Source organism: Streptomyces sp. NPDC003034 (genome assembly GCF_053591375.1).
In genome coordinates this window covers 208,329-229,684 of sequence record NZ_JBSFTS010000006.1, presented here as the reverse complement: position 1 = coordinate 229,684, position 21,356 = coordinate 208,329, and the positions used below count along the sequence as shown (strand labels likewise).

The following is a 21,356-nucleotide window of genomic DNA, read 5'->3' as shown; positions in this document are numbered from 1 at the left end:
TCCAAGGGGGTTGGGGGAGCCCGGCCGCTCCGGCCGGGCAGAGGTGCACTTCACCGGCCCTGACGGCGGGACGAGGTCTGAGCGGCGCCGGCGGGTCATGAACCGGTGGCGCGCACCGAGCCGGTGCTCGCGCCGGTGGTGTCGCCCAGGAAACAGGTGACCTCGCGGTCGCCGACCACCCAGGTGCTGGACTGCGGGTAGTAGTAGTACACCTCCAGCTTCTCCGGGAGCTTCGCCGCCTCGCCCACGTAGTCGGTGAGCGCCTTGCCGGCGCACTTCTCCTCGGCGATCGAGACGACCTTGTCCGTGCCCGGGTACGGTCCGTCCTCCAGGTCGAAGACGGCGTACGCCTCCCCCTCGTGGGGCTGGTCGCAGGGCAGGACGCGCACCGAGAAGCCGGCCTGACCGCCGTCCTTGTCGCTGTACTCCGCCAGATCGTCGTCCGTGTTGAAGCAGTCCCCCTTGCGGATGTCGTGCACGTCGCTGGAGCCGGGACCGGTGACCTGGCCGCTGGTGTCGCGCGTCGGCGAGGGGCCCTCGTCCAGCGCTCCGGAGAGGCCGAGGATCAGGAGGACCGCGTAGAAGGCGATGGTCGCGCCGTGGATGGCGATCGCCGCGATGGCGAGGCCCTTGCCCTTCTCGCCGCCGTTGCGGATCTGGGAGAGGGCGATGATGCCGAGGATCAGGGGGACCAGCGGCAGCGCGCAGACGATCGACATGACGAATGCCACGATGGCCAGCACGTTGGTCTTCTGCGGCGCCGGGGGCGGCGGGTACCAGCCCTGCGGACCGCCGTACGGCGCGGGCTGTACGGGCGGTACGGGCTGCCCGTACGGGCCGGGCTGCCCCGGCTGCCCGTACGGCCCCGACTGCGGGTACGGCTCGGGGGACGACGGCGGCGTAGGGGGTATGGACATGCGCGTGGCGCTCCTTGCTCAGACGGTGAGACGCGAACCAACAGCCAGGCGGTGCCGCGGCGGCCGCCGGTTCGGGCCTGATCGTCGCATGGCGCTCGGACGCGCCGAGCCGCAGGATCCGCCGGCAGGAACCGGCGGCAGACTGCGGCAGCCTGGTCGCACGGCGCGACGGGATCCGGCTCACCCTGCCGCGCACGGTAGCCGACGGTAGCGGACGGCGCCAACGCTGCGGGGCGGCGGGGCACGCTGCAGTCACGCGATTGCAGTTGCTCGGTCGCGTCCGGGGCGGGGGCAGGAGCGGCAGACTCGGCCGCTGCGGCGCAGCGCGGACGGCCGCCGGTGACTGATGTGGCCTGCCGTGCACCGGATGCGGTGCGGGGTGTGCACGCCGAGCCAGACGGGTTCGAGCAGGACTGCGCCGGCGGCCGCCAGGCGTTCTCGGAAGGCGGTCGAAGCGGCGGCCGGGTCCTTGCCCGCGCATGTCCGGCACAGGCCCTGTCCCTGCTGCACGTTCGACGGGCGCGGAGTGCACAGGTGCCCGGCCGCGCAACGGACCCGGTGCGGAACGCCGTTACCGAGCCAGACCGGTTCGAGGAACTGCGCGCCTGCGGCGGCAAGGCTGACACGGAACTGCGCCTCCGCGCGTAACGAGGAGGCGGAGCGGCGAGGCTGGTACACGGATCCCCCGGAGTGTGCACGACCGGCGAAGGACGAGGCGGACACGGTCATTTCACCGGAATCACCCTACCGATGGCCACCACCGCCCAGCCATCAAGCCCGGGGGCCCGGTGCGCGAACGGATCGGATCCCTCCTGCCCGTCACTTCCGGGTGGGCGTTTGCGAGGTGAAGCAGTGGCCGAGTTCGGGGGCGAGCCCCTGGCAATGGCGGAAGTTGAAGATGAGCGGGCTCCAGACGGCGGGCGGCCCTTTTCCGGCACGCGCTGGACTCGTCGTGGCTGACGCACCGGGGTACGGCGACGCGCCTGGTCACCGTGACGGAGGCCGGCCGGGCCGCGTTCCGCGTGGTTCGGCCTCGCCGACGATGTGCTCGCCCACCCGGGCGAGCGGGCCGCCGCGCCGGCATCGACGGACGGCCGGCCGCCCTCGGACCGCGGGTAGGCGGGGCCGGTTGGTTGAGGGCCGGGGGCCCGGGTCACGTGTCGGTGGCGGCTGCCGCCGGCGCCCGGCGGGGCGGCGGGGCGGCCGCTGGGAGCTCTCGCAGCGTGCGGACGGGGGAGCCGAAGACCGGAAGGAAGGCGCATCTGGAGCCTGGTCGCGCTCATGGCCCTGCGCGGGCTGGTCGAGCCGTTCGTCGCCGCCAAGGGCAACGAGCTCTACACCCGTCTGGACCGCCGGGTGTACGCACCGTTCTGCGTTGCCCTCGCCCTGCTGGGCGTCCTGGTCGCGGTGGGGTAAGAGAGGCCGTCCCGGCCGGGGGGATCACGGCCGGTCCATCGCCACGCTGAAGGCGGTGCGCCGGTTCCCGTACGCCGCGGGACATCCGTCCAGCGGCAGCCGCAGAGTCCCGGCACTCTTGCCGCACGCCCCCCATGCGCGCTTCACTGTCGATCACCCCGCAGGAGAGCCCAATCCCCCGCGACCCAGAAGGGTTTCCCCTTGACTGCCGTACCCGTACACCTGAGTGCCGTCACTGCCGCCGCCTGTGCCCTGGTCCTCGGGGCGGCTCTGCCGTCCTCGGCGATCAACTCGTACAATGCGGCGCCCGCCCCCGAGCGCACCGAGGTGGGGGCCCTGGTCGCCACGTGGGATGACGACGAGGATCCCGCCACGCCCGACCGGGTGGACTGGGTGTGCTCGGGCACCATGATCGACACCGATACCTTCCTGACCGCCGCGCACTGCACCACCGACTGGCCGGCCAACGTGAAGTTCTACGTCTCCCTCGACCAGGACGTCCAAGCCGGTCTCGACAGGGCAGCCGCCGAGCACCCCGGCGATCCGACGGCCGTGGCGCAGGCCGTGGCCGTGGCCGGCGTCGCCCACAACCACCCCGCATACCCGGGCCCCGCCGCCGACAACCACGACATAGCCGTCGTTGAACTGCCGGCCGGGCAGGTCGGGGCTCGCTGGAACTTCATCCCGGCCACGCTCCCCGAGGCGGGAGCGCTCGGCGCTCTGGGCCCGCAAGGGCTGGACGACACCCCCTTCTTCGTCGCGGGGTACGGGACCCAGGAGGCCGTACGCGGCCCGGGCGGCCACACCCACCCCGGCGGCGGCGTCCGTATGAAGGCCCCTGTCGGCTTCAACGCTCTCAATGACGCCTGGGTGCGCCTGTCCATGACCGCGCCCCAGGGCAACGGCGGGGCCTGCTACGGCGACTCGGGCGGCCCCAACTTCGCCACCGTGGGCGGCAAGCGCACCCTCGTCGCCACCACCATCACCGGTGACGGCCCGTGCTACGCCACGAACGTCGCGTACCGGCTGGACGCCCCCGGCGCCCGGGCGTTCCTGTCCCCCTTCACGAAGCTGCCGTGACCCGCGGTCTTCCCCCACGCCCCGCCGCCCGCGCTGCCTTCGTGGTTCAGACGGCCGGGTAGGCGGCGGCCTTCAGGAGACGGGCCAGGTGGGCGGTGTTCGCTGCGAGGGTCTTGGTGGTGCTCGCCGTGGTGTCCGGGGTTTTGTCGAGGTCCTGGTAGTCGGTGCCCTGCATCGCTTCGCCGACCCAGTAGGTGACCGCGTTCGGGGCGAGGGAGAAGCCGACGTCGTTGAGTCCCTGGAAGAGGTCGGCGCTGGCCTTGTGGGCACCGTCCTCGTTGCCGACCACGCAGACCGCCGCCGCCTTCCCGTAGGTCAGCATGCGGCCCGCGTCATCCGTCTCGGAGATCTCGGCATTGAGGCGCTCCAGCACGCGCTGGGCGATGCTGGAGGGGTGACCGAGCCAGATCGGGGTCGACAGGATGAGGATGTCGGCAGCCATGATCTGCTCGCGGATGCCGGGCCACGCGTCGCCGGCGCCCATGTCGGTCTTCACACCCGGGCGTACGTCGTGGTCGGCGATCCGGACGATCTTCCCCGTGACGCCGTGTCCGCTCAGCTCGGCCAGAGTCTGCTGCGCGAGGAGGTGGGAGCTGGAGGGAGCGGGCGACGGGGACAGAGTGCAGACGAGTGCGACGGCGCGCAGCGGTGTGTTTTCCATGTCGCCTCGGCTACCCCGGCCGTGGCCGGCTCTATCAGCGCCGCAGTGTGTTCTTGCGTACGGGTCCGCCCGGGCACAGGAGGCCGGGGCCCGTCGGGTGCCGTGGTGCGTGGAGTCACTCCAGCACCAGGTCCGCCCGGTCCCGCCCTGCCGCGATCAGCCGGGCGTTCGCCTCGTCCGAGCGGGCCACCCATGCGGCTGCCTCCGCTGGTTCCCTGCCGTGGCGCACATGGCGCTCGACCAGCCGCCGTACCCGGGTCTCGTCGTCGGGCGCCACGTACCAGACCTCGTCGAGGAGTCGCCGGACCGTGGACCACTCCCCCGCCTCGTACAGCAGGTAGTTGCCTTCGGTGATCACCAGAGGAACGTCCGAGCCGACCGGAACGCTGCCGGCCACCGGCTCCTCCAGGGTGCGGTCGAAGGCCGGAGCGTAGACGACGTTCTCGTCGGCCGCGCGCAGCCGGCGCAGCAGCGCCACGTACCCGGCGGCATCGAAGGTGTCCGGCGCGCCCTTGCGGTCGGCCCGGTCGAGACGGACCAGTTCGGCCTGCGCGAGGTGGAATCCGTCCATCGGCACGACGGCCGCCAGCCCCGGCCCGAGCGCCTGCGCGAGGCGCGCGGCCAGGGTTGACTTGCCGGCTCCTGGCGGGCCGGTGATCCCCAGGAGCCGTCGACCGCCCGCGACGGCCAGCGCGCGGGCCCGTGCTTCCAGCTCTGCGATCTCCATCCCCGCATCCTGCCTTGTGGACGCGCTCGCAGTCCCGGTGCATGTCGTTCGGATCTTGCCGGGCCCGCGCTGCCCGGCAAGATCCGAAAGGCCCGCCCTAAACGGTCGGGGTCAGGATGCTGCCCCCCGGCCCGCCCGCGTCGGCCTGCGGGGTGGTGTCCTGCCGTGCTGCGCCGGCTTCGGCCGCTGCCCCCGGTCGCTGTGCGCCTACGGCGTCGCCGGCGACGATGAGTGCCAGCAGGACGGCGGCGGCTTCGCTCTGCAGGGTCCGGGCCGCCTGCCGCAGACGGTGCGGGTCGGTGGCCGGGATGGACAAGGCCAGGCATTCGGCGTTCGGACCCGAGGTGATCGGGACCGCCGCGCAAACCGTGCCGAGCGCGTACTCCTGCATGTCGAGCACGGGGGCGTTGGGTTCACGTGCGTCGAGCTGGTGGAAGAGGGCCTGCTCGCTGGTGATGGTGTGCGAGGTGAGGCGGGTGGTCCGGTGGCGGCAGAGGTGATCCTTCCGGCTGTCGTCGTCCAGTTGGGCGAGCAGCGCCTTGCCTACGGCGGAGGCGTGGGCAGCAGCACGGAAGTCGACCCATTCGTCCACCAGGGGGGTGGTGGGGCCGTCGGCGTACTGGGTGATGGAGATTTCCCCGTCGGTATAGCGCGCGACGTAGACGGCGGCGCCGACCGCGTCCCGCACCCAGGCCAGGGCTTCGCGCAAGTGGCCGCGCCCGCGCCCGTACTCGTTGGCCGCTCCGGCCGGCGACAGGGCCGCGCCCGCGACGTAGGCGTCCGGTCCGGTCTGGGCGGCCAGGTTCGCCTGGACCAGCTGCTGCGTCGCCTTCGCCAGCATCAGCTGCGGCAGCTGGGTCTCACGCGCGATCTGGGTCAGGCTGACGCCGCCCGAGTAGCGGGTGATGACCTCCAGGACCCGTAGCGCCCGGTGGACGGCCTTCAGCGCGGCCGGCGCCGGGCGCGCTCCGGGAGAGGTGCGGCCCGCGCGGGTCGGCTGTGGCTGCCCGAGTGCCTCCAGCGCCCATGCGTTCACCCCGTTCATCTCGTCGGCCCCGTCCGCCCCGTCCGCCCCGTCCGCCGCCTCCGCCCCGTCCGTCACGAGTAAAGGATCGAGTCGCGCGTACTGCGCTACGGCCACCGCGAGCTTGGCCGTGGGGAGGTAGACCTCTCCCAGGTCCTGGTCCGCCGGCCAGACGCGCGCGGTGACGGCCCGCCGCAGCCGAGCCGGGAGCCGGTACGGGGGCCGTCCGGCGCGGCCCGGTCCCGTGGTCACGGCGGCGAGGTCCTGCGTACTGATGGGCGGCGTCGTCCAGATGACGGATGCGGCGAGGGCCTCTTCGAGCCCCTCCGGGAGCTGGGGCAGGAGCGGCAGGTGATCCTCCGGCGCCAGAGCCTCGGCCTGGCGCCTCCAATGGCGGGCGGTGGCGGCTTCGGCGCGGGCGAGGTGGTGCAGGTAGAGACAGCGGGCAGCGGTCCGCGAGCCGGCGCCCGCCGCGTACTGGAACCAGAACTGCGCGCCCTCCATGCGGTCGGCCAGGTGGAGGAGGCAGCCGAACAGCAGGGCCGAGTCCACACCGTGGGGCCACGAGCCGGCATCGAGGGCCAGCTCGGCGAAGGCGCGGCTCTCCACCAGGGACCAGGCCAGGTCGTCCAGGCCGCGTGCGGCCCGCACGTGGCAGGCCGCGTCCAGTACGAGGTCGTCCGAGGCGGGCGACCGCGCCGGATGTCCCGGCCAGGTGCCGCTTGCGAAGGTGCCGCAGGCCGAGCGGGTCCGGTCGGCCACGATGCGGCGGGCGACCCGGCGCCGGGCCGCTCCTTCGTCATAGCCCGCGTACTCCTCCGTCAGCACCCGTGCTCCGGCCAGGGCCGCGTCCAGCTTCCGCCCCATCTCCCGCCCCACCACGGCGTCGCGGTCGCGCGTCATGTCGCTCACTGGTCCTTCTCCTCTCCGGAGACCCAGCGCACCCCGAGTTTTTGAGACAGGGTTCGGCGTGCGCCTCGGACGTGCGAGCGGACCGTGGCCGGGGAGATGCCCATCATCCGGGCAACGGTGTCGTAGTCGTAGCCCAGCAGGAAGGCCAGCAGCACCACGTCGTAGTGCCGTTCGGACAAGCCCGCGATCGCCGCGTACAGGCCGAGTTTGGACTCCAGCAGTTCCATCCGCTCTCTGGAGGAGCGACGCAGGGCGGCGAACCAGGCCGTCTCCACCATCGCCACCGGCCGGCCCAGCACCGCGAGCCTGCGCTCGACGTGCTCGCGCAGCACGGCCCACGCGAAGCCATGGAGGCTCGCCTCCTTCAGCGCCTGGCACCACGCCTTCAACAAGAAGGTGAAGACGTCGTCGACGAGGTCCTCGGCGTCCTTGCGGGAGCCCAGTTGCAAGTGGGCGTAGCGCAAGTAGGCGCGGTGGTGCTGGGAGTGGAAAGCCGTGAACTCCACCGGCAGGACACCGGCCAGTTCGCTGGAGACCGCCTGGTCTCCTGAAGGGTCGAACTCGCCTTCGCTCATGCACTTCCCCAGGGTTGCTCTGTGGCGGCCGCTCGGGAGGCGGTCACCTCACGGTGGCGGACCGGGCGGGCGGCGGGGTGGTGGCAGGCCGGCATCCCGGCCGGTCGGACCCGTGCACCCGCGCCCGGCGGCCGCCTGGACACTTCAACGGCGGACACACGGACCGCGGTGGCGGTTATCAGTACGAGGGCGACCATCTCGGCAAGATTCACGTCGGCGTGAAACCTTCCAGTGAAGTGAGCGGAACCCGCCTGCCTGTCCCCCGCGTCCGGCAGCCGTCGAGCGTCGAGTGTCGAGCGCTCATGAACACCACCCCATCGAAAAAGGCACCCCAACGTGCAAGCCGGTCGCTGAAAGTTCTCCGGAAATGGCGCATTCGCTTCTTCGCACGCCCCCTCGCACCCGCGCACCACCGACCGAACGGGGGAGACACCTGCGCGCGGGAGCGGAGCGGCTCTCGGGGGACGGGCGGATGGACGGACGGACCGGTGCCTTCCAGGAGGCATGGACGCACCCCGGCTCTACAGGTGTAGAGTTCCCTCTGCACCCTCTACAGCTGTAGAGGGTGTACCGAAGTCGACCTACTACTCAAGGAGCCAAGGTGAACGCGACCGCTCCGTCCGTCCTCCCTCAGCCGGCCACATCCGTCCGGCTCTTCACCGCAGGGGCCGCCGGCTTCGTCGTGTTGGGTACGGGGCACCTCGCCCTCACCGCCGCTCTGGCGCTGGGCGACCCGACTCCGCGACAAGAAGCCACATCGGCGGCCATGCGGGAATCGGGCATGAGCCTGCTGGGTCTGGAACGCAGCACGCTCGACGTGTTCCACGGCATGAGCCTCGTCATGGCCCTGTTCGCCATCGCCTGCGGACTGCTCGCACTCACCGCCGTCCGGCACTCCCCGGCCCTGGTGGAGCGGCGCACCGCCTTCGGATGGATCACGCTCGCCGCCTCGCTCGGCGGCCTGGCGGTATCCGTCCTGCTGCTGCCCCCGCCGCCGATCGTCGTGCTCACCGTCACCAGCTGCGCCCTCGCCCTGTCGCTGCGCCGGGCGGCGCCCTGACCGGGTCTCAGGCGGACGAGGAGGGCGGGGAGGTACGGGTGAGGGCCGTCGCCAGGACCGGGTAGTCGAGGACGAGACCGTCGACGTCGAACTCGACATCGCTGCGGAAGTCGCCGGACTCATAGCGGATGCGGGCGCCGTGCTCGGCGCGGGCCAGATGGGTGTACGTCTGCCGGATCGGGCTGACTTCCAGGCCGGGGACCGACACCCAGGCCATGAGGAAGGGATGGGGCTCGGTTCCGGGCTGCCGGTGCAGGCCGTGGCGCAGGACCGGCATGGTGTTGGTGAGGGGGCACAGGCCCAGGTCGCAGTCGAGGGCGCCGTCGAGGTCCGGGCGGTATGCGCCGTCCACCGTCCAGCGGCCCGCGTCGTTGCGCAGGTCCAGCGTCCTGGTGGCCCCTGCCGTCTCGACCGTGGCGTACAGGCGCGAGGTCACGTAGTCGTCGGCCGTGTCCAGGGTGTACGTGACCCAGTACGGCTCGGGGAGCAGACCCATGTCCCGCCCCCGCGCGGTGAGACGGCGTTCGGTGAGGTCCAGCCAAGCCGTCGAGTATCCCCTGCTCGGGAGGATCTCCCAGGTGCGCACGAGGTGTCGGGAGCTCATGCGGTCGAGCCTACGCCGGGCCGGCGTAAAGGAGCGGGAACCCGGCGCGCGGCGGCGCCGGCCGCTGCCGGTGGTCCCCGCGCGGCGGCGCCGGGCCTCGCCCCGGTCCACTCGGTCGGCCCGGCGGTGCCCCGCGGGCTGAGGCCGTCCGTGTGCCGCCGGCCGGCTCCTATCGGGCCGGTTCCGCGTCCAGCGCGCCGGGCGGGAGGTACTCCGCCTGGCCGGTCCAGAGGTCCCGCAAGTCGGGTGCGGTTCCCGGCCACAGCCGTTGCCCCAGCCGGGCGGCGACGTCCTGGCGCAGCCGGGGCAGGAGGGCGTACAGGCGGTCGCCGGGGCAGTCCGTGCTGTTGAAGTCCCGGTGTCCGTGGATCTCGGAGGGCGGCAGGCGGTACTGGCGGCAGACGTGTGCGCAGAGGGCGACCAGGGCTTCGTACTGCCGGGCCGGCGGCTCCACGCTCGTGTAGGTGCCTTCGTTCTCGATCCCCACGGCCTGGTTGTTCTGTCCGACGCAGTGGGCGGAGCGGACCTGCCGGTAACCGGCGGCCAGTTCCGCGAGGCTGTGGTGACGGCCTTCGGTGACGTAGGCGCCGCGGCTGACGGTGAAATGCTGGCCGGTGTCGATCCAGCCCTGCGTGTCCATGTGGTACGTCTGGATCGCCCGCGCGACGGCGAAGGCGCGCTCTCGGGAATAGTCCTCGACGTTCGTGGTGGCCGTGTGGTGCACGATGATCCGCTGCGGGGGTGTGGAGAGGATGGCGACGGGCTCGGCGGCCGGGCGGGCGCCCCACGCCTCGCAGCCGAAGATTTCCGGGCCGGAGGCCGCCGATGCCGCCGCGGACGCGGCCGTCGTCGCCCTCGCTGAGGCCGGGGTCGACGGCCACGCCGTCGCCGCTCCGAAGCCGAGGGCACCGGTGAGGACCGTACGACGGGTGATCCGCGACGGGGCGCCGGGCGTCATGGACGGGCGCTGGGGACGTCGGCGTGTCAGTGGTGTCCATGCCACGGCGAGGGCCGCGGCGAGGGCGTGAGCACACATGGGGGGTCTCTCTCGCGAGCGGTGGTGTGGGACGCGGCCGGCACCGCCGCCGCACGTACCGCCCAACGACCAAGTGATCAAGAAGCAACGTCTCTCCTCGGCACACCGGCCCCGTTTGGACGCGTCCCGTGCTGTCGCGGGGCCGCTTCGGCCCGTACCCGACCGGCCGGGGCAATCGGTCAGGAAGCCACGTGTCGGACGGCGCCTGCGGGGCAGGCGCCGCTATAGCCGAACACTCGCGCACCACCAGCTTGGGAGGAGTCGAACGTGCCGAAACCACAGGATCCCGGGATCCGGCGCAGCGACAAGGGCGGCGCCACCCCGCAGGACAGTCAGTCACTCAAGGCCGCGAATGCCGCCAAGGAGGCCGCGGCGGGCAAGCATGCTCACGGGACGGACAAGGGTGCGAAGGGCGGCGGAGAGGGCGGCGGTACCCCTCCGGCGCAGCAGCCCCCCGCACCCGCCTGAATCCAACCGCTCCCCGTGCGGCCCCGGCGGTCGGGCAGGCAGGGCTCAGGGGCCCGCCCGCGCCGCCACAGCGGCCGCGTGGCCGCGTCCGGAGCCCGTCGGCCGGCCACCCGGTCGTCACCGTCCACCGAAGCGGCCGCCTTCCCCCCGCCGGGGAGGCGGCCGCTTCGGCGGCGACTCCGCTTCCCCACCCGGAGCGCCGCCCAGGACGGCGCGCCGTCGGGAACGGGCCGGCCCCTGCGCACCGTTCGGATCCGGCCCCGCCCCACCCGATCCCACGCCGCCCCTGTCCACCCAGCGGGAGGACCTGCATCGCGTAGGGTCGGCGGATGGCGAAGTATTTCGATGTACATCCCGAAAATCCTCAGCGTCGCACCATCGGCAGTGTGGCCGACCTGATCCGCGCCGACGCGCTCGTCGCATACCCGACGGACTCCTGTTACGCACTGGGCTGCCGGCTGGGCAGTCGCGAGGGGATCGACAGGATCCGGTCGATCCGCAACCTCGACGACCGTCACCACTTCACCCTGGTGTGCCAGAACTTCGCGCAGCTGGGTCAGTTCGTCCACCTCGACAACGATGTGTTCCGCGCGATCAAGGCCGCGACGCCCGGCAGCTACACCTTCATCCTCCCCGCGACGAAGGAAGTACCGCGCCAGCTGATGCACCCGAAGAAGAAGACGGTCGGCGTCCGGATTCCGGATCACGCCGTCACCCAGGCGCTGCTGGCCGAACTCGGTGAGCCGCTGGTCTCCAGCACGCTGCTGCTGCCGGAGGAGAGCGAGCCGCTGACGCAGGGCTGGGAGATCAAGGAACGGCTCGACCACGTGGTGGACGCCGTGGTCGATTCCGGTGACTGCGGCACCGAACCGACCACGGTCATCGACTTCTCCGGCGGCGGAATCGAGATCGTACGCCGCGGCGCGGGCGACGCCACGCGCTTCGAGTAGCCGCGCTGCTACGGCCGCCCGGCGCGGTCAGCCGCTGATGTCGGGCGCCGGGTCCAGGAGTTCGGGACCGTTGTTGCGCACGTCGTTGACCGCGGTCGTGACCGGGCGGACATCCAGGTGCCCGCCGGCCGGAGCGGCCAGCAGGGCCCGCAGTTCCCGCGGGTCCTGGTGGGCGGGGTCGAGCCAGGTGTCGTAGTCGGCGGCGCTGATGGTCAGGGGCATGCGCGGGTGGATGCGGCCGGCCGCGTCGGTGGCATCGGTGGTGATGACCGTGCAGGTGGTCCACCAGGCCGCCGGATCGTCCTCGTCCTCGACCCCGCGGTCGCGCCAGAACTCGTAGAGCCCGGCCATCGCCATCACGCCCCCGTCCTCGGGCCCGATGAAGTACGGCTGCTTGTACGCCTTCGCTTTGCCCCTCGCGGGGACGCTCTGCCACTCGTAGAAGCCGTCCGCGGGCAGCAGGCACCGGCGTTGGGCGAAGGCGCGGCGGAAGGCCGGCTTCTCGTGCACGGTCTCGACCCGCGCGTTGATCATCTTCACCCCGCCGTCCGGGCTCCTCGACCAGGACGGCACCAGGCCCCAGCGCAGCGTCCGCAACTGCCGTTCCAGCGCCCCGGTCCGGCGGTCGGGGCGTTCCAGTACCGCCCACACGGCATCGGTGGGTGCGACGTTCCAGCTGGGGTCCACCACCTGCTCCAGGTTCCAGCGGGTGACCCGGAACAGGCGGGTGAGGTCCTCGGGGCTGCGGGTGGAGACGTAACGACCGCACATGGTTCCCAGCCTGCCATGCGGTCCCGGCCCGCGCGCCGCACTGGTCCGAGTGCCGTACAGAGGAATGGCAGGGACGGCGGCCGGGGGGCAGCGTGGTGAGCAGACGCGATGTCTCCGCTCCCACGCCCCCTACAGTCCACGAGGTCCGGCCATGACGCAGACTTCAGCCGTCGCTCCGAACCCGCAGGGCGAGGGGCCCCGCCCCGGCCGGAGCCGGACGGCCAGGCGCGATCTCCGCTGGCTCGGCGGGGTCGCCGCGGTGTACGCGGTCGCCCAGCTGCTGATGGTCATACCCGGCTCGGGTCTCGGATGGGACGAGACCGTGTACGTCAGCCAGGTGAGCCCGCAGGCCCCGGCTGCCTTCTTCAGCGCTCCCCGGGCCCGCGGCATCACCCTCCTCGTCGCGCCCGTCGTCGCGCTGACCTCATCGGTGGAGGCGCTGCGGATCTACCTCACCGTGCTGTCGGCGGCCGGCCTGCTGCTGTCCCTGTGGGTCTGGCGGCGCTTGCTCCCCCTCACCGTCCTCACCGTCGCCGGCGCCCTGTTCGCCGGGCTGTGGATCACGGTGCTGTACGGCCCGCAGGCGATGCCCAACCTCTGGGTCGCGTACGGGGCGCTGATCGCGGTCGGCTGCTTCCTGAGGGCCGCGCGGGACCCGTCCGATCGCCGGGCGCTGGCCGGTCTCGGAGCGGGCGTGGCGCTCGCCGCGCTGATGCGGCCCACGGACGCGTTGTGGCTCGCCCTGCCCCTCATCGCCGCCGTGCTGTGGGTGAGGCCGTGGCGCAGGCCGGTGCTGCTGCTCGTGCTCGCCGCGGGCGCGGCCCTCGGCAGCGCGGAATGGGTGGTGGAGGCCTACGTGCGCTACGGCGGGCTCCTCCCCCGGCTCAGGCGTGCCAGCGAGATCCAGGGCCACCTGGGCTGGAACCTCGCCTTCGACGACCACGTACGGGCATTGCAGGGGCGGACGCTGTGCCGCCCCTGCGACGTGCCCTTGCGCCATCCCGTCGCCTCCCTGTGGTGGTTCGCCCTGCCCCTGCTCACCGCGGGCGGGGTGCTGGCGGCGGCCCGGCGGCGGCTCCTGGCGCCCGTGCTGCTGGCGGCCCTGGCCGCACTGTCCCTCGCGGTGCCGTACCTGCTGCTGATCGGGTACGCGGCCCCGCGCTTCCTGCTGCCCGCCTACGCCCTGCTCGCGCTGCCGACGGCGCTGTGCCTGACGCGGCTGGCCGCGGCGGCGCGCCGGCGCCCGGTCTTCGCGGCCGCCCTGGCACTCGCCGTGTGCGCTCACCTGACGGTGCAGTACCTCGTCCTCGACCGCGTGAGCGACCGTGGCCGCGCGAACCACGCGGCCTTCGCGCGGCTGGCGGCGGACCTTCGCCGCCAGGGAGTGCGCCCACCGTGCATCGTGAGCGGGGAGGAGGCCGTCCGGATCGCGTTCCGCGCCGGGTGCGCGTCCCGTCAGACCGGCGGGCACGATGGCAGCATCACCCCGGCCGCGCTGGCGGCCGCCGCCCGCACCCGTCCCGTGGCCGTCCTCGTACGGGGCGACGCGCCGCCGCCCCCGTACGCCCGCGGCTGGCGCGGCCACGAGCTGCGCGGGCTGCCGGGCACCGGCGAGATGCGGGCGTACCTGGGCCCTGCCACGCGCGCGGTCCCCGTACCCGCCCGTCCCTAGGTGATCGCGAACGGGCGGATCCCGGACCGCGGTGCCGTGCCCGGATGCGGGTGCGGTGGCGCGGACTGACGATGGACGCGCAGCCTGCATTTCCCTCAGGAGCTCCCCATGCTGGAACACACTTCCCGTAAGGGCCTGACCGAGATCGTTTTCGCCCCGCCGGCGGATACTGCCCCCGGGACCGGACCGGTCGGTGTCTTCGGCGGCTTCAACGACCGGGCGCCCGGCGCCCGTCCCCGCATGCCCCGCGAAGAAGGACGCGCGGGCGGCCACGGCTGGACCAGCAGCCGCCCGCACACCTGACCTCACACGCCGGCGGCACAGCGGGACCGACCGGGAACAGGTGCCTTCCCGCTGCGACCCGATCCACCAGCCGGGGAAGAACAAGGAGCCGTTATGCGTGTCGGTGTCGTGGGCATGGGCTATGTCGGACTGACGGCCGCGCTGGGTCTGGCCGAGCAGGGCCATGTGGTGATCGGCGTGGACAGTGCTCCCGACCGGGTCGCGCAGCTGGCCGGGGGTCGGCTTCCGTTCGAGGAGCCCGGCCTGTGCATTCCGCTGGCCGCCGCCCTCGATACGCAGAGCCTGTCCTTCACCTCCGGCCTGGCCCAGATCCCGGAGCCCCTGGAGGCCGTGGTGATCGCGGTCGGTTCCCCTCCCACCGCCTCCGGACGCCCGGACCTGCGCCAGGTGACCGCGGCGCTGACGAGCGTGCTCGGTCTGGACCCCCTCCCCGGCCTGATCATGGTCAAGAGCACGATTCCGCCCGGCACCAGCGCGGCCTGGCTCGCCGGGCCCCTCGCCGGACGCCTGGGCGATCGCTACGCCTACAGCCCCGAGTTCCTGAACCAGGGGGCGGCCATCGACGACTGGCGCCGGCCCGCCCGCCTGGTCGCCGGGCTGTCGCGCAGGGGCCTGGTGGAGGAAGTGAAGGACCTGTACCGGGGCATCGACGCCCCGCTCCTCATCACGGACCCCACGTCCGCAGAGGTGATCAAGTACGGGAGCAACGCCTTCTTGGCCACCAAGGTGAGCTTCGTCGGCGACCTGATCACCCTGTGCGAGGGCACCGGGGCCGATATCGACGACGTGCTCACCGGCACGGGACTCGACCCGCGCATCGGGCCGGCGTTCTTGCGCGCCGAGGGCGGATACGCGGGCTCCTGCCTGCCCAAGGACACCCTCGCGCTGCGCCACTGGTCCCGCCTGGCCAGGTGTCCGCTCCCCGTGATCGAAGCCGCCATCGCCGCCAACCAGATCCAGCAGCTGCGCAGCGTACGCATCATCGAGGAAACGCTCGGCGCGGCCCGGCTCCTTTCGGGCGAGGCCACCGTCGCCGTTCTCGGCCTGCGCTACCAGCCCTGGACCGACGATCTGCGCGACGCTCCGTGCATGAGTCTCGTCCCCGAACTGGGGACGCTCGGTGTGCGGATGCGCGTCTTCGAACCCACCCTCACGGCGGAGCAGATCACCGCCTACTTCCCGGGGGTCGAGGTCGCCGCGAGCCTGCAGGAGGCCCTCGGCGGAGCGGAAGCCGCCCTCGTACTCACCGACTGGCCCGAGATCATGGAGGCCGACTGGCACGACCTGGCCGTGCGGATGGCCGCGCCACGGGTCGTCGTCGACACCAAGAACTGTCTGCCGATGCGCGTGATGACCGCCGCGCCGCTGCTCTACCGCTCCATGGGACCGCGCCGGGCCGACACCGGCAGCACCCCGGCCCCGGCACCGGACCGGATGCCCGCCGCGCCACCCGAGAAGGCGGCCCACCGCCGCCCCTGAGCGGCTGCGCCCGCCCGGCCGTTCCCGCTCCCCGCCCCCTGGATGTTGCGGCCGTCCACCGCGCCACGGCGCTCCCCCGCCGTCGAAAGCGCTTCAGCTCCTGGAGCCGGAGCCCACGGCATTGCGCCAGACGGTCAAGTCCAGCGTCATGTACTTGCTGGGCGATCCCTCGGCCGAGAAGCCCTGGACGGTCACGAGGGCCATGTGCCCCGTACCCGTGGTGACGCAGACCTGCCGGCCCTTCGAGAGCTTGTTCACGTAGATGTTCTTGGTGTAGCGGGTATCCGCACGGCAGGCGGCGAGGGATCCCTCCTGCCCCGGGTCGAGCAGCACCAGGTTCCCCTGTGCGGTCTCCGCGTCGATGTAGCCGCCGGTGTCGTAGGACAGCTCGTACCCGCCGTCCTCGCCCTGCTGCGGCCGCACGTCGTCGTCCCCGAGCGTCAGGTGGTAGCCGGCCGTGAGGTTGATGCCCTTGAAGTCGGTGGGCTTCGGATCGGCCTTGGCGTCCGGCTTGGCATCGGGCTTGGCAGCGCCCGCCGTGCCCCCGGCCTCGTTCTGCTGCCCCTGGGAGGAGCCCCCGGTCCGCGTCTGCTCCCCCTTGTCCTTGAGCAGGAAGTACGCCGTACCGGCGCCCGAGATGCCGAAGATCAGCGCGGCGGCGACGGCGATGGCCGTGCCCCGGTGGCCCCGGCTCCTCGGGGGGCTGGCCGCCGGGCCCCCGGGGTGTCCGGGGTAGGTCTGCTGCCCGTGCAGCCCGTGCGTTTGGGCGTGCGTCGGCACGTGGCCGGGGAACTGGGTCGGCGCGTAGTGGTGGGCATGGGCCGGGGAGGGCGTGGGCACCGGCGTGCGGTGCTGCCCGTGCGGCTGCGCGGTGAGCGGGGCCTGCGGCGTCCGGGGCGTCGTGGGGGGCCCGTAGCCGGGGGGCGGTGAGGCCGGGGAGACCGGAGTGGTGGGCGAGTAGGCGGCGGAGGGCGCGGAGGTCGGCGGCGGCGGGGTCTGGACCGGGGCGGGGGCCGCCGCGCGGACCGTGATGTCGGCGGCGACCGATCCCGGCAGCCACTCCTCGGGACGCCGCAGCACCGTCTCCGCGTTCGCGCTCTGGCAGAGCTGGATGATCTCGGGGATCGACGGCCTGGCCTCGGGGTCCTTGGCGAGGCAGCGGGTGACCAGCGGCAGCAGCCGCTCCGGGACCGCGCTGAGGTCGGGCTCCTCGTGGACGATCCGGTAGAGCACCCCGTGCGAGGTCCCCTCGCCGAACGCCGGAGCACCCGTCGCCGCGTACGCCGCGACCTGCCCGAGCGCGAAGATGTCGGTGGCCGGGGTGACCCTGCGCCCGGCGGCCTGCTCCGGAGCCATGAAGGAGGGGGTGCCGATGGTGACACCGCTGCCGGTGAGCGAGGTCGCGTCGGCGGCGTAGGCGATACCGAAGTCGATGACGCGGGGGCCGTCGGCGGCGAGCAGCACATTGGACGGCTTGAGGTCGCGGTGCACGATTCCCGCGCCGTGGATGACTTGCAAGGCCTCCGCCATGCCGGCGATGAGCAGCAGCACGGTGTCGACGGGCAGCGCGCCGTGCGCGACGACCGCGTCGGCGAGCGAGGGGCCCGGTACGTAGGCGGTCGCCAGCCAGGGCTGGGCGCCGTCGGTGTCGGCGTCGATCACGGGGGCGGTGAACAGGCCCTGCACGCGCTGCGCGGACTGCACCTCCTGGGCGAAGCGGCGGCGGAATTCGGGGTCTTCGCCGAATTCGGGGCGGATCACCTTGATGGCCACGGGCCTCCCGCCGGGCGTGTACGACAGGTACACCTTGCCCATGCCGCCCGCGCCGAGCTTGGCGGCCAACCGGTATCCGGCGATCGTGGTCGGGTCGTCTCCCCCAAGCGGCTGGAAGACCTGAGCATTGCCGTCCCGGTCCGGCTGCTGGCCACTCATCAAGTCATGTCTCCCACGCAGAACGCCGATATCGAACGGCACCTTATCCAAGGACGGAGCGTCGGCGCCCGTTCTGCTGACCGCCGCACACGCCCTCCCCACGTCCACCACTGCGGGAGCGGACTCCGCGCCGCCGCGTCCAAACCTCCGTTCCAACCTCCGTTCAAACCTGCGGCAACTCTGTTTCCACCTGTTGGCGTACCTCCGTTGGCCTCTTCGAGGCTGGTGCACTCTCATGGAGTACGGGACCGGTCCCGTCCCGCCGCACAGCCAGAAGGGCACGCCCATGTACGAGATGCGCGCCGAGTCCACCGGCGACCGACGCGAACTGTTCTGGCACGTCATAGCCAAGGACGGAACCGCGCGCACCCTGTGCGGGTGCCACCTGGAACCCCCTCGGCCCATCGAAGCGCTTCCCGACAGCGCCTTCGACCGATACTGCGCCCGCTGCATGGCTGCCGTCCATACCGCTGGGGAAAGCCGCACGTAGACGGCACGGCCGAGGACGGCCGCCGCCCGTGGCTCCGCGGCGGCCCGCTGCGGGGCGCAAGCCGCGGGCGGCGGGCGAACGGCGGCACGTGTGATGCGCCGGACTCCGGGGCGTGTTCGGATCGTCGGCATGGACCGTGCCGACGAAAGCCCCCGCAATACGGCGAAGGCCGGGGATGAGCGCCGTGCCGCCCGGCAGACCGTCGCGCGGCATGCCCGTGGCGCCGCCGAACTCGCCGTCTTCCTCGACATGCTCGATCTGGAACCAGATGTCGATCACCTCTACCGGGGTGTGGACGCTGACCTGCGCGGCTTCAACGACGCGTGAGGCCGCGCGAGGGTCGGTCACCGCTGGGCGGCGCCCTTGCGGCGGCCGAGGTGCTGGTCGAGGAAGGTGTGGATCAGGGCCTGGTTGAAGGCGGTCTGTTCGTTGTCGGTGGCGCCGGCATGACCGCCGCCGGTGTGTTCGTGGAAGAGGACCCGGTGGCCGAGTTCGAGCATCCGGGCGGCCATCTTGCGGGCGTGGCCGGGGTGGACGCGGTCGTCACGGGTCGAGGTCATCAGCAGCAGCGGCGGATAGACCTCCCGCGCGGACAGCCGGTGGTACGGCGAGTACCGCTCCAGGTGGATCCGGTCCGCGGGGTCGTCGGGGTCGCCGTACTCGGCGATCCACGAGGCTCCGGCCAGCAGCCGGTGGAAGCGCAGCATGTCCAGCAGCGGTGCTTCCGCGACGACGGCGCCGAACAGCTCGGGGCAGCGCGTGAGCATGGCGCCCATGAGCAGGCCGCCGTTGCTGCCGCCAGCGATGCCCAGCCGGTCGGGGGTGGTGATGCCCCGGGCCGTCAGGTCGGCGGCCACCGCGGCGAAGTCCTCGAAGGCACGGACCCGGTCGGCCCCCAGCGCGGCCTGGTGCCAGAGCGGCCCGTACTCTCCGCCGCCGCGGATGTTGGCGACTACGTACGTACCGCCCCGAGCCAGCCAGGCCTTGCCGCGGACACCGCTGTAGTGCGGGGTCATGGAGACTTCGAAGCCGCCGTACCCGTACAGCAGCGTCGGGCCGGGGCCGCCGGGGGCGGCGGTGCTCCCGTCCGGGCCGATGACGAAGTACGGGACGCGGGTGCCGTCGGGCGAGACGGCGAAGAACTGGCGGGTCGACAGCCCGGCGGGCTCGAAGTGGGCCGGGGCCGACTTCAGGATTTCGCTGCCGGACCCGATCTCGCCCCGGTAGAGCGTTGAGGGCTGGAGGAAGGACTCCACGTCCAGGAAGTACTCGTCGCTCACGTCCGGGTCGGTGTCGGTGATGGTCGCGCTCGACAGCGGTGGCACCTCGGCCAGCGGCCCGCGCCTCCACCCGGCCGGGCCGGGGGTGAGCACCTCCATCCGCGTGGCCACGTCCGCGAAGACCTCCAGGATCAGATGGCGCCGCGTCCAGGAGTGCCCCGACAGCGCGGTGTGCGCGTCGGGGAGGAACAGCACGTCCGGATCGCGGTCGCCCGCCATGAAGCCGTCGAAGTCGAAGGCGAGCAGCGATCCGGCCGGCTGGTTCAGCCACGGTGTCCGGGGCGTGACCAGGAGCCACTGCCGGTGGACGTACGCGCGGGCGTCGTCCGGTACGTCCACCTTCACCGGGGTGCCGTCACCGGAGAGGAGGAAGAGCTCGGTGGTGAAGAAGTCGGGGCAGCGGGCGACGAAGCTCCGCTCGAAGCCCGGCGTGGCGTCGTGCCAGCCCGAGGCGGACACGTCGCCGGCTGCCGCCTCGAAGACCAGTTCCGCCTCGTCCAGCGGGGTGCCGCGGCGCCAGCGGCGCACGGTGCGCGGATAACCGGACTGCGTGAGAGTGCCGGGTCCGAGGTCGGTACCGATGAATACGTGGTCCTCGTCGATCCACCCGATGCTCGTCTTCGCCTCCGGCACGCGGAAGCCGTCCTCGGTGAACGCCAGGGTGCCGAGGTCGAACTCGCGGAGCACGACCGCGTCCGAGCCGTCCCGCGAGAGGCTCACCAGGGCCCGGCCGTAGTCCGGATACCGCACGCGGGCCCCGGCCCACACCCAGGCCTCCCCCTCCGCGGCCGCGAGGGCGTCGATGTCGAGGAGGACCTCCCACTCGGGCTCCTCCTTGCGGTACTGCGCCAGTCCGGTACGACGCCAGACGCCCTTCGGGTGCTGCGCGTCCCGCCAGAAGTTGTAGAGCAGGGGCCCGCGGCGGGTCGTGTAGGGGATGCGCGCGGCATCGTCCAAGACTTCGCGCAGCTCCGCCTTCAGGGCGGGGAACTCCGGTCCCCGCGTCAGCAGGTCGCGGGTCTGCGCCGTACGGTCCGCCGCCCAGGCGAGAGCGCGCTCGCCCTCGACGTCTTCCAGCCACAGGAAAGGATCAACAGTCACCCTCTGATTCTCGCCTGCCGGGCGGGGCCCGGGAGCCACACCGAGTCGGGGCGGTCGGGCCGGTTCCGTGCCGGCACGGTCCCCTTCCCACTGCCGTGTCCGCTGCCGTGTCCGGTGAACAGACCCCTGGGCGAGGCGGGGACGCGCATACTCGGAACATGGCTGACACCACCAGCGTCGAGGTCGACACCGACGTCCACGACCGGCTCACCGCCCTCGCCACGGCTCGTGGGCTGAGCCTGCCCGAGTATCTGGCCGTGCTCGCCGCCGCCCAGGAGAATGAGGCCGGGCTCGCCGCCGCCGCCCGCGCCTTCGAGCGGGCGGTCAACCGGCCCGGTTTCCGCGAGGCGTTCGAGCGCGATTTCGGCCCGGGGCCGGCCGGGTCCCACGCCGCCTGAGAGGGCGTGGCGCGGCCGGTGGGGCGGGCACCGTCAGCGCCAGATCGCCTGGACCGAGTCGAACTGGATCCAGGTGATCGGATTGCCCGCGTTGCCGCCGTAGATGGACACGGCGCCGGACGGGTTGACCTCGAAGCGGCAGGCGTTGATGCCCTGGCTATTGTTGCGCGAGGTCGCGGCCCGGACGTACCACGTGGGCCGCATGGCGCTGGGGAGCGTGCCGATCTGGGCGTCGGCGGTGAGGCGGCAGTACACGGCGCCACGCGCCTGCAGGAAGACGGTGCCGGCGATGGTGATCAGACGGACCTGGGGCGGGGTAGCGCCCGACTGCGGGGTGATGCCGGGCTCAAGGAGGATGTCGGCCCACGGCTGGGCCTCGACGGCGGCCGCGGCCTCCACGGCGCCGGCCGGCGAAGCGGTGAGCAGGCTGCCCGCGGTCAGCGTGGCGGGCAGGGCGAGAGCGGCGCCGAGGACGCTGCGGCGGTTGTGGGACATGGTTG

21 protein-coding genes and 2 pseudogenes are annotated in these 21,356 nt (G+C 72.6%); 11 read left to right on the top strand and 12 right to left on the bottom strand.

Translation table 11 applies throughout. The annotated features are described in order from the left end of the window. Window positions 1–95: 95 nt before the first annotated feature. Window positions 96–917, bottom strand: a complete 822-nt coding sequence (locus ACWDX7_RS10295; protein ID WP_451491831.1) for a DUF4190 domain-containing protein — start codon at window positions 915–917, stop codon at window positions 96–98. Between the two features lie 819 nt (window positions 918–1,736). Next, window positions 1,737–1,838, bottom strand: a pseudogene (locus ACWDX7_RS10290) (flavin reductase family protein); the annotation flags it as partial. A gap of 360 nt (window positions 1,839–2,198) precedes the next feature. Here ACWDX7_RS10290 and ACWDX7_RS10285 point away from each other — a divergent pair. Both ACWDX7_RS10285 and ACWDX7_RS10280 read left to right on the top strand, forming a co-directional pair. After that, a complete protein-coding gene (locus ACWDX7_RS10285; protein ID WP_451491830.1) occupies window positions 2,199–2,333 on the top strand; it encodes a hypothetical protein in 135 nt (44 codons plus the stop codon). Window positions 2,334–2,534: 201 nt separating this feature from the next. Continuing rightward, on the top strand, window positions 2,535–3,413 hold the full coding sequence (locus ACWDX7_RS10280) for a trypsin-like serine protease (protein ID WP_451491829.1): 879 nt from the start codon (window positions 2,535–2,537) through the stop codon (window positions 3,411–3,413). Between the two features lie 46 nt (window positions 3,414–3,459). On the opposite strand, the gene ACWDX7_RS10275 is transcribed toward ACWDX7_RS10280, so the two are convergent. The 4 genes and pseudogenes from ACWDX7_RS10275 to ACWDX7_RS10260 all read right to left on the bottom strand — a co-directional run bounded on the left by ACWDX7_RS10275 (window position 3,460) and on the right by ACWDX7_RS10260 (window position 7,312). Beyond that, on the bottom strand, window positions 3,460–4,074 hold the full coding sequence (locus tag ACWDX7_RS10275; protein ID WP_451491828.1) for a flavodoxin family protein: 615 nt from the start codon (window positions 4,072–4,074) through the stop codon (window positions 3,460–3,462). 115 nt (window positions 4,075–4,189) lie between these two features. After that, window positions 4,190–4,855 (bottom strand): nucleoside/nucleotide kinase family protein, encoded by a 666-nt coding sequence (locus tag ACWDX7_RS10270; RefSeq protein ID WP_451491901.1) that lies wholly within the window; start codon window positions 4,853–4,855, stop codon window positions 4,190–4,192. A 175-nt stretch (window positions 4,856–5,030) separates the two neighbouring features. Further along, window positions 5,031–5,846: pseudogene (locus ACWDX7_RS10265) on the bottom strand (IclR family transcriptional regulator); the annotation flags it as partial. Between the two features lie 887 nt (window positions 5,847–6,733). Continuing rightward, a complete protein-coding gene (locus ACWDX7_RS10260) occupies window positions 6,734–7,312 on the bottom strand; it encodes an RNA polymerase sigma factor (protein ID WP_451491827.1) in 579 nt (192 codons plus the stop codon). Between the two features lie 601 nt (window positions 7,313–7,913). On the opposite strand from ACWDX7_RS10260, the gene ACWDX7_RS10255 reads away from it, so the two are divergent. Next, the gene (locus tag ACWDX7_RS10255) at window positions 7,914–8,372 is read left to right on the top strand and encodes an LIC_13387 family protein (RefSeq protein ID WP_451491826.1); all 459 of its coding nucleotides are present in this window, start codon (window positions 7,914–7,916) and stop codon (window positions 8,370–8,372) included. 7 nt (window positions 8,373–8,379) lie between these two features. On the opposite strand, the gene ACWDX7_RS10250 is transcribed toward ACWDX7_RS10255, so the two are convergent. After that, window positions 8,380–8,976, bottom strand: a complete 597-nt coding sequence (locus ACWDX7_RS10250; RefSeq protein WP_451491825.1) for a putative glycolipid-binding domain-containing protein — start codon at window positions 8,974–8,976, stop codon at window positions 8,380–8,382. Between the two features lie 169 nt (window positions 8,977–9,145). After that, entirely contained in the window at window positions 9,146–9,934 is a 789-nt protein-coding gene (locus tag ACWDX7_RS10245) for a peptidoglycan recognition protein family protein (RefSeq protein WP_451491824.1), read from the bottom strand. Window positions 9,935–10,279: 345 nt separating this feature from the next. Between ACWDX7_RS10245 and ACWDX7_RS10240 the strand changes: the two genes are divergently transcribed. Beyond that, on the top strand, window positions 10,280–10,480 hold the full coding sequence (locus tag ACWDX7_RS10240) for a hypothetical protein (protein WP_451491823.1): 201 nt from the start codon (window positions 10,280–10,282) through the stop codon (window positions 10,478–10,480). A gap of 329 nt (window positions 10,481–10,809) precedes the next feature. Continuing rightward, complete coding sequence (locus ACWDX7_RS10235; protein WP_451491822.1) at window positions 10,810–11,430, top strand: L-threonylcarbamoyladenylate synthase; 621 nt, start codon at window positions 10,810–10,812, stop codon at window positions 11,428–11,430. Window positions 11,431–11,457: 27 nt separating this feature from the next. Here ACWDX7_RS10235 and ACWDX7_RS10230 read toward each other — a convergent pair whose 3' ends face one another. After that, complete coding sequence (locus ACWDX7_RS10230) at window positions 11,458–12,201, bottom strand: SOS response-associated peptidase (protein ID WP_451491821.1); 744 nt, start codon at window positions 12,199–12,201, stop codon at window positions 11,458–11,460. A gap of 151 nt (window positions 12,202–12,352) precedes the next feature. Between ACWDX7_RS10230 and ACWDX7_RS10225 the strand changes: the two genes are divergently transcribed. From ACWDX7_RS10225 to ACWDX7_RS10215, 3 genes are all read left to right on the top strand, one after another. Further along, on the top strand, window positions 12,353–13,873 hold the full coding sequence (locus ACWDX7_RS10225; protein ID WP_451491820.1) for a hypothetical protein: 1,521 nt from the start codon (window positions 12,353–12,355) through the stop codon (window positions 13,871–13,873). A 108-nt stretch (window positions 13,874–13,981) separates the two neighbouring features. Further along, window positions 13,982–14,176 (top strand): hypothetical protein, encoded by a 195-nt coding sequence (locus ACWDX7_RS10220; RefSeq protein WP_451491819.1) that lies wholly within the window; start codon window positions 13,982–13,984, stop codon window positions 14,174–14,176. 93 nt (window positions 14,177–14,269) lie between these two features. Further along, complete coding sequence (locus tag ACWDX7_RS10215; protein ID WP_451491818.1) at window positions 14,270–15,655, top strand: nucleotide sugar dehydrogenase; 1,386 nt, start codon at window positions 14,270–14,272, stop codon at window positions 15,653–15,655. Between the two features lie 93 nt (window positions 15,656–15,748). Here ACWDX7_RS10215 and ACWDX7_RS10210 read toward each other — a convergent pair whose 3' ends face one another. Then, on the bottom strand, window positions 15,749–17,587 hold the full coding sequence (locus ACWDX7_RS10210; protein WP_451491817.1) for a serine/threonine-protein kinase: 1,839 nt from the start codon (window positions 17,585–17,587) through the stop codon (window positions 15,749–15,751). Window positions 17,588–17,822: 235 nt separating this feature from the next. Here ACWDX7_RS10210 and ACWDX7_RS10205 point away from each other — a divergent pair, with 235 nt between their 5' ends. Together ACWDX7_RS10205 and ACWDX7_RS10200 are read left to right on the top strand one after the other, a co-directional pair. Beyond that, a complete protein-coding gene (locus ACWDX7_RS10205; protein WP_451491816.1) occupies window positions 17,823–18,077 on the top strand; it encodes a hypothetical protein in 255 nt (84 codons plus the stop codon). Between the two features lie 129 nt (window positions 18,078–18,206). Continuing rightward, complete coding sequence (locus ACWDX7_RS10200) at window positions 18,207–18,404, top strand: hypothetical protein (protein WP_451491815.1); 198 nt, start codon at window positions 18,207–18,209, stop codon at window positions 18,402–18,404. A gap of 17 nt (window positions 18,405–18,421) precedes the next feature. Here ACWDX7_RS10200 and ACWDX7_RS10195 read toward each other — a convergent pair whose 3' ends face one another. Then, window positions 18,422–20,458, bottom strand: a complete 2,037-nt coding sequence (locus tag ACWDX7_RS10195) for a prolyl oligopeptidase family serine peptidase (RefSeq protein WP_451491814.1) — start codon at window positions 20,456–20,458, stop codon at window positions 18,422–18,424. A 158-nt stretch (window positions 20,459–20,616) separates the two neighbouring features. Here ACWDX7_RS10195 and ACWDX7_RS10190 point away from each other — a divergent pair, with 158 nt between their 5' ends. Beyond that, complete coding sequence (locus tag ACWDX7_RS10190) at window positions 20,617–20,856, top strand: antitoxin MazE7 (RefSeq protein WP_451491813.1); 240 nt, start codon at window positions 20,617–20,619, stop codon at window positions 20,854–20,856. 33 nt (window positions 20,857–20,889) lie between these two features. On the opposite strand, the gene ACWDX7_RS10185 is transcribed toward ACWDX7_RS10190, so the two are convergent. Next, window positions 20,890–21,351 (bottom strand): hypothetical protein, encoded by a 462-nt coding sequence (locus tag ACWDX7_RS10185; RefSeq protein ID WP_451491812.1) that lies wholly within the window; start codon window positions 21,349–21,351, stop codon window positions 20,890–20,892. Between the last annotated feature and the right edge of the window lie 5 nt (window positions 21,352–21,356).

Coding starts and splice junctions, on each gene's coding strand:
- ACWDX7_RS10295 (WP_451491831.1), bottom strand. CDS start 917: ATGTCCATACCCCCTACGCCGCCGTCGTCCCCCGAGCCGTACCCGCAG.
- ACWDX7_RS10285 (WP_451491830.1), top strand. CDS start 2,199: ATGGCCCTGCGCGGGCTGGTCGAGCCGTTCGTCGCCGCCAAGGGCAAC.
- ACWDX7_RS10275 (WP_451491828.1), bottom strand. CDS start 4,074: ATGGAAAACACACCGCTGCGCGCCGTCGCACTCGTCTGCACTCTGTCC.
- ACWDX7_RS10260 (WP_451491827.1), bottom strand. CDS start 7,312: ATGAGCGAAGGCGAGTTCGACCCTTCAGGAGACCAGGCGGTCTCCAGC.
- ACWDX7_RS10250 (WP_451491825.1), bottom strand. CDS start 8,976: ATGAGCTCCCGACACCTCGTGCGCACCTGGGAGATCCTCCCGAGCAGG.
- ACWDX7_RS10245 (WP_451491824.1), bottom strand. CDS start 9,934: ATGACGCCCGGCGCCCCGTCGCGGATCACCCGTCGTACGGTCCTCACC.
- ACWDX7_RS10235 (WP_451491822.1), top strand. CDS start 10,810: ATGGCGAAGTATTTCGATGTACATCCCGAAAATCCTCAGCGTCGCACC.
- ACWDX7_RS10230 (WP_451491821.1), bottom strand. CDS start 12,201: ATGTGCGGTCGTTACGTCTCCACCCGCAGCCCCGAGGACCTCACCCGC.
- ACWDX7_RS10225 (WP_451491820.1), top strand. CDS start 12,353: ATGACGCAGACTTCAGCCGTCGCTCCGAACCCGCAGGGCGAGGGGCCC.
- ACWDX7_RS10220 (WP_451491819.1), top strand. CDS start 13,982: ATGCTGGAACACACTTCCCGTAAGGGCCTGACCGAGATCGTTTTCGCC.
- ACWDX7_RS10215 (WP_451491818.1), top strand. CDS start 14,270: ATGCGTGTCGGTGTCGTGGGCATGGGCTATGTCGGACTGACGGCCGCG.
- ACWDX7_RS10210 (WP_451491817.1), bottom strand. CDS start 17,587: ATGAGTGGCCAGCAGCCGGACCGGGACGGCAATGCTCAGGTCTTCCAG.
- ACWDX7_RS10205 (WP_451491816.1), top strand. CDS start 17,823: ATGGAGTACGGGACCGGTCCCGTCCCGCCGCACAGCCAGAAGGGCACG.
- ACWDX7_RS10200 (WP_451491815.1), top strand. CDS start 18,207: ATGGACCGTGCCGACGAAAGCCCCCGCAATACGGCGAAGGCCGGGGAT.
- ACWDX7_RS10190 (WP_451491813.1), top strand. CDS start 20,617: ATGGCTGACACCACCAGCGTCGAGGTCGACACCGACGTCCACGACCGG.
- ACWDX7_RS10185 (WP_451491812.1), bottom strand. CDS start 21,351: ATGTCCCACAACCGCCGCAGCGTCCTCGGCGCCGCTCTCGCCCTGCCC.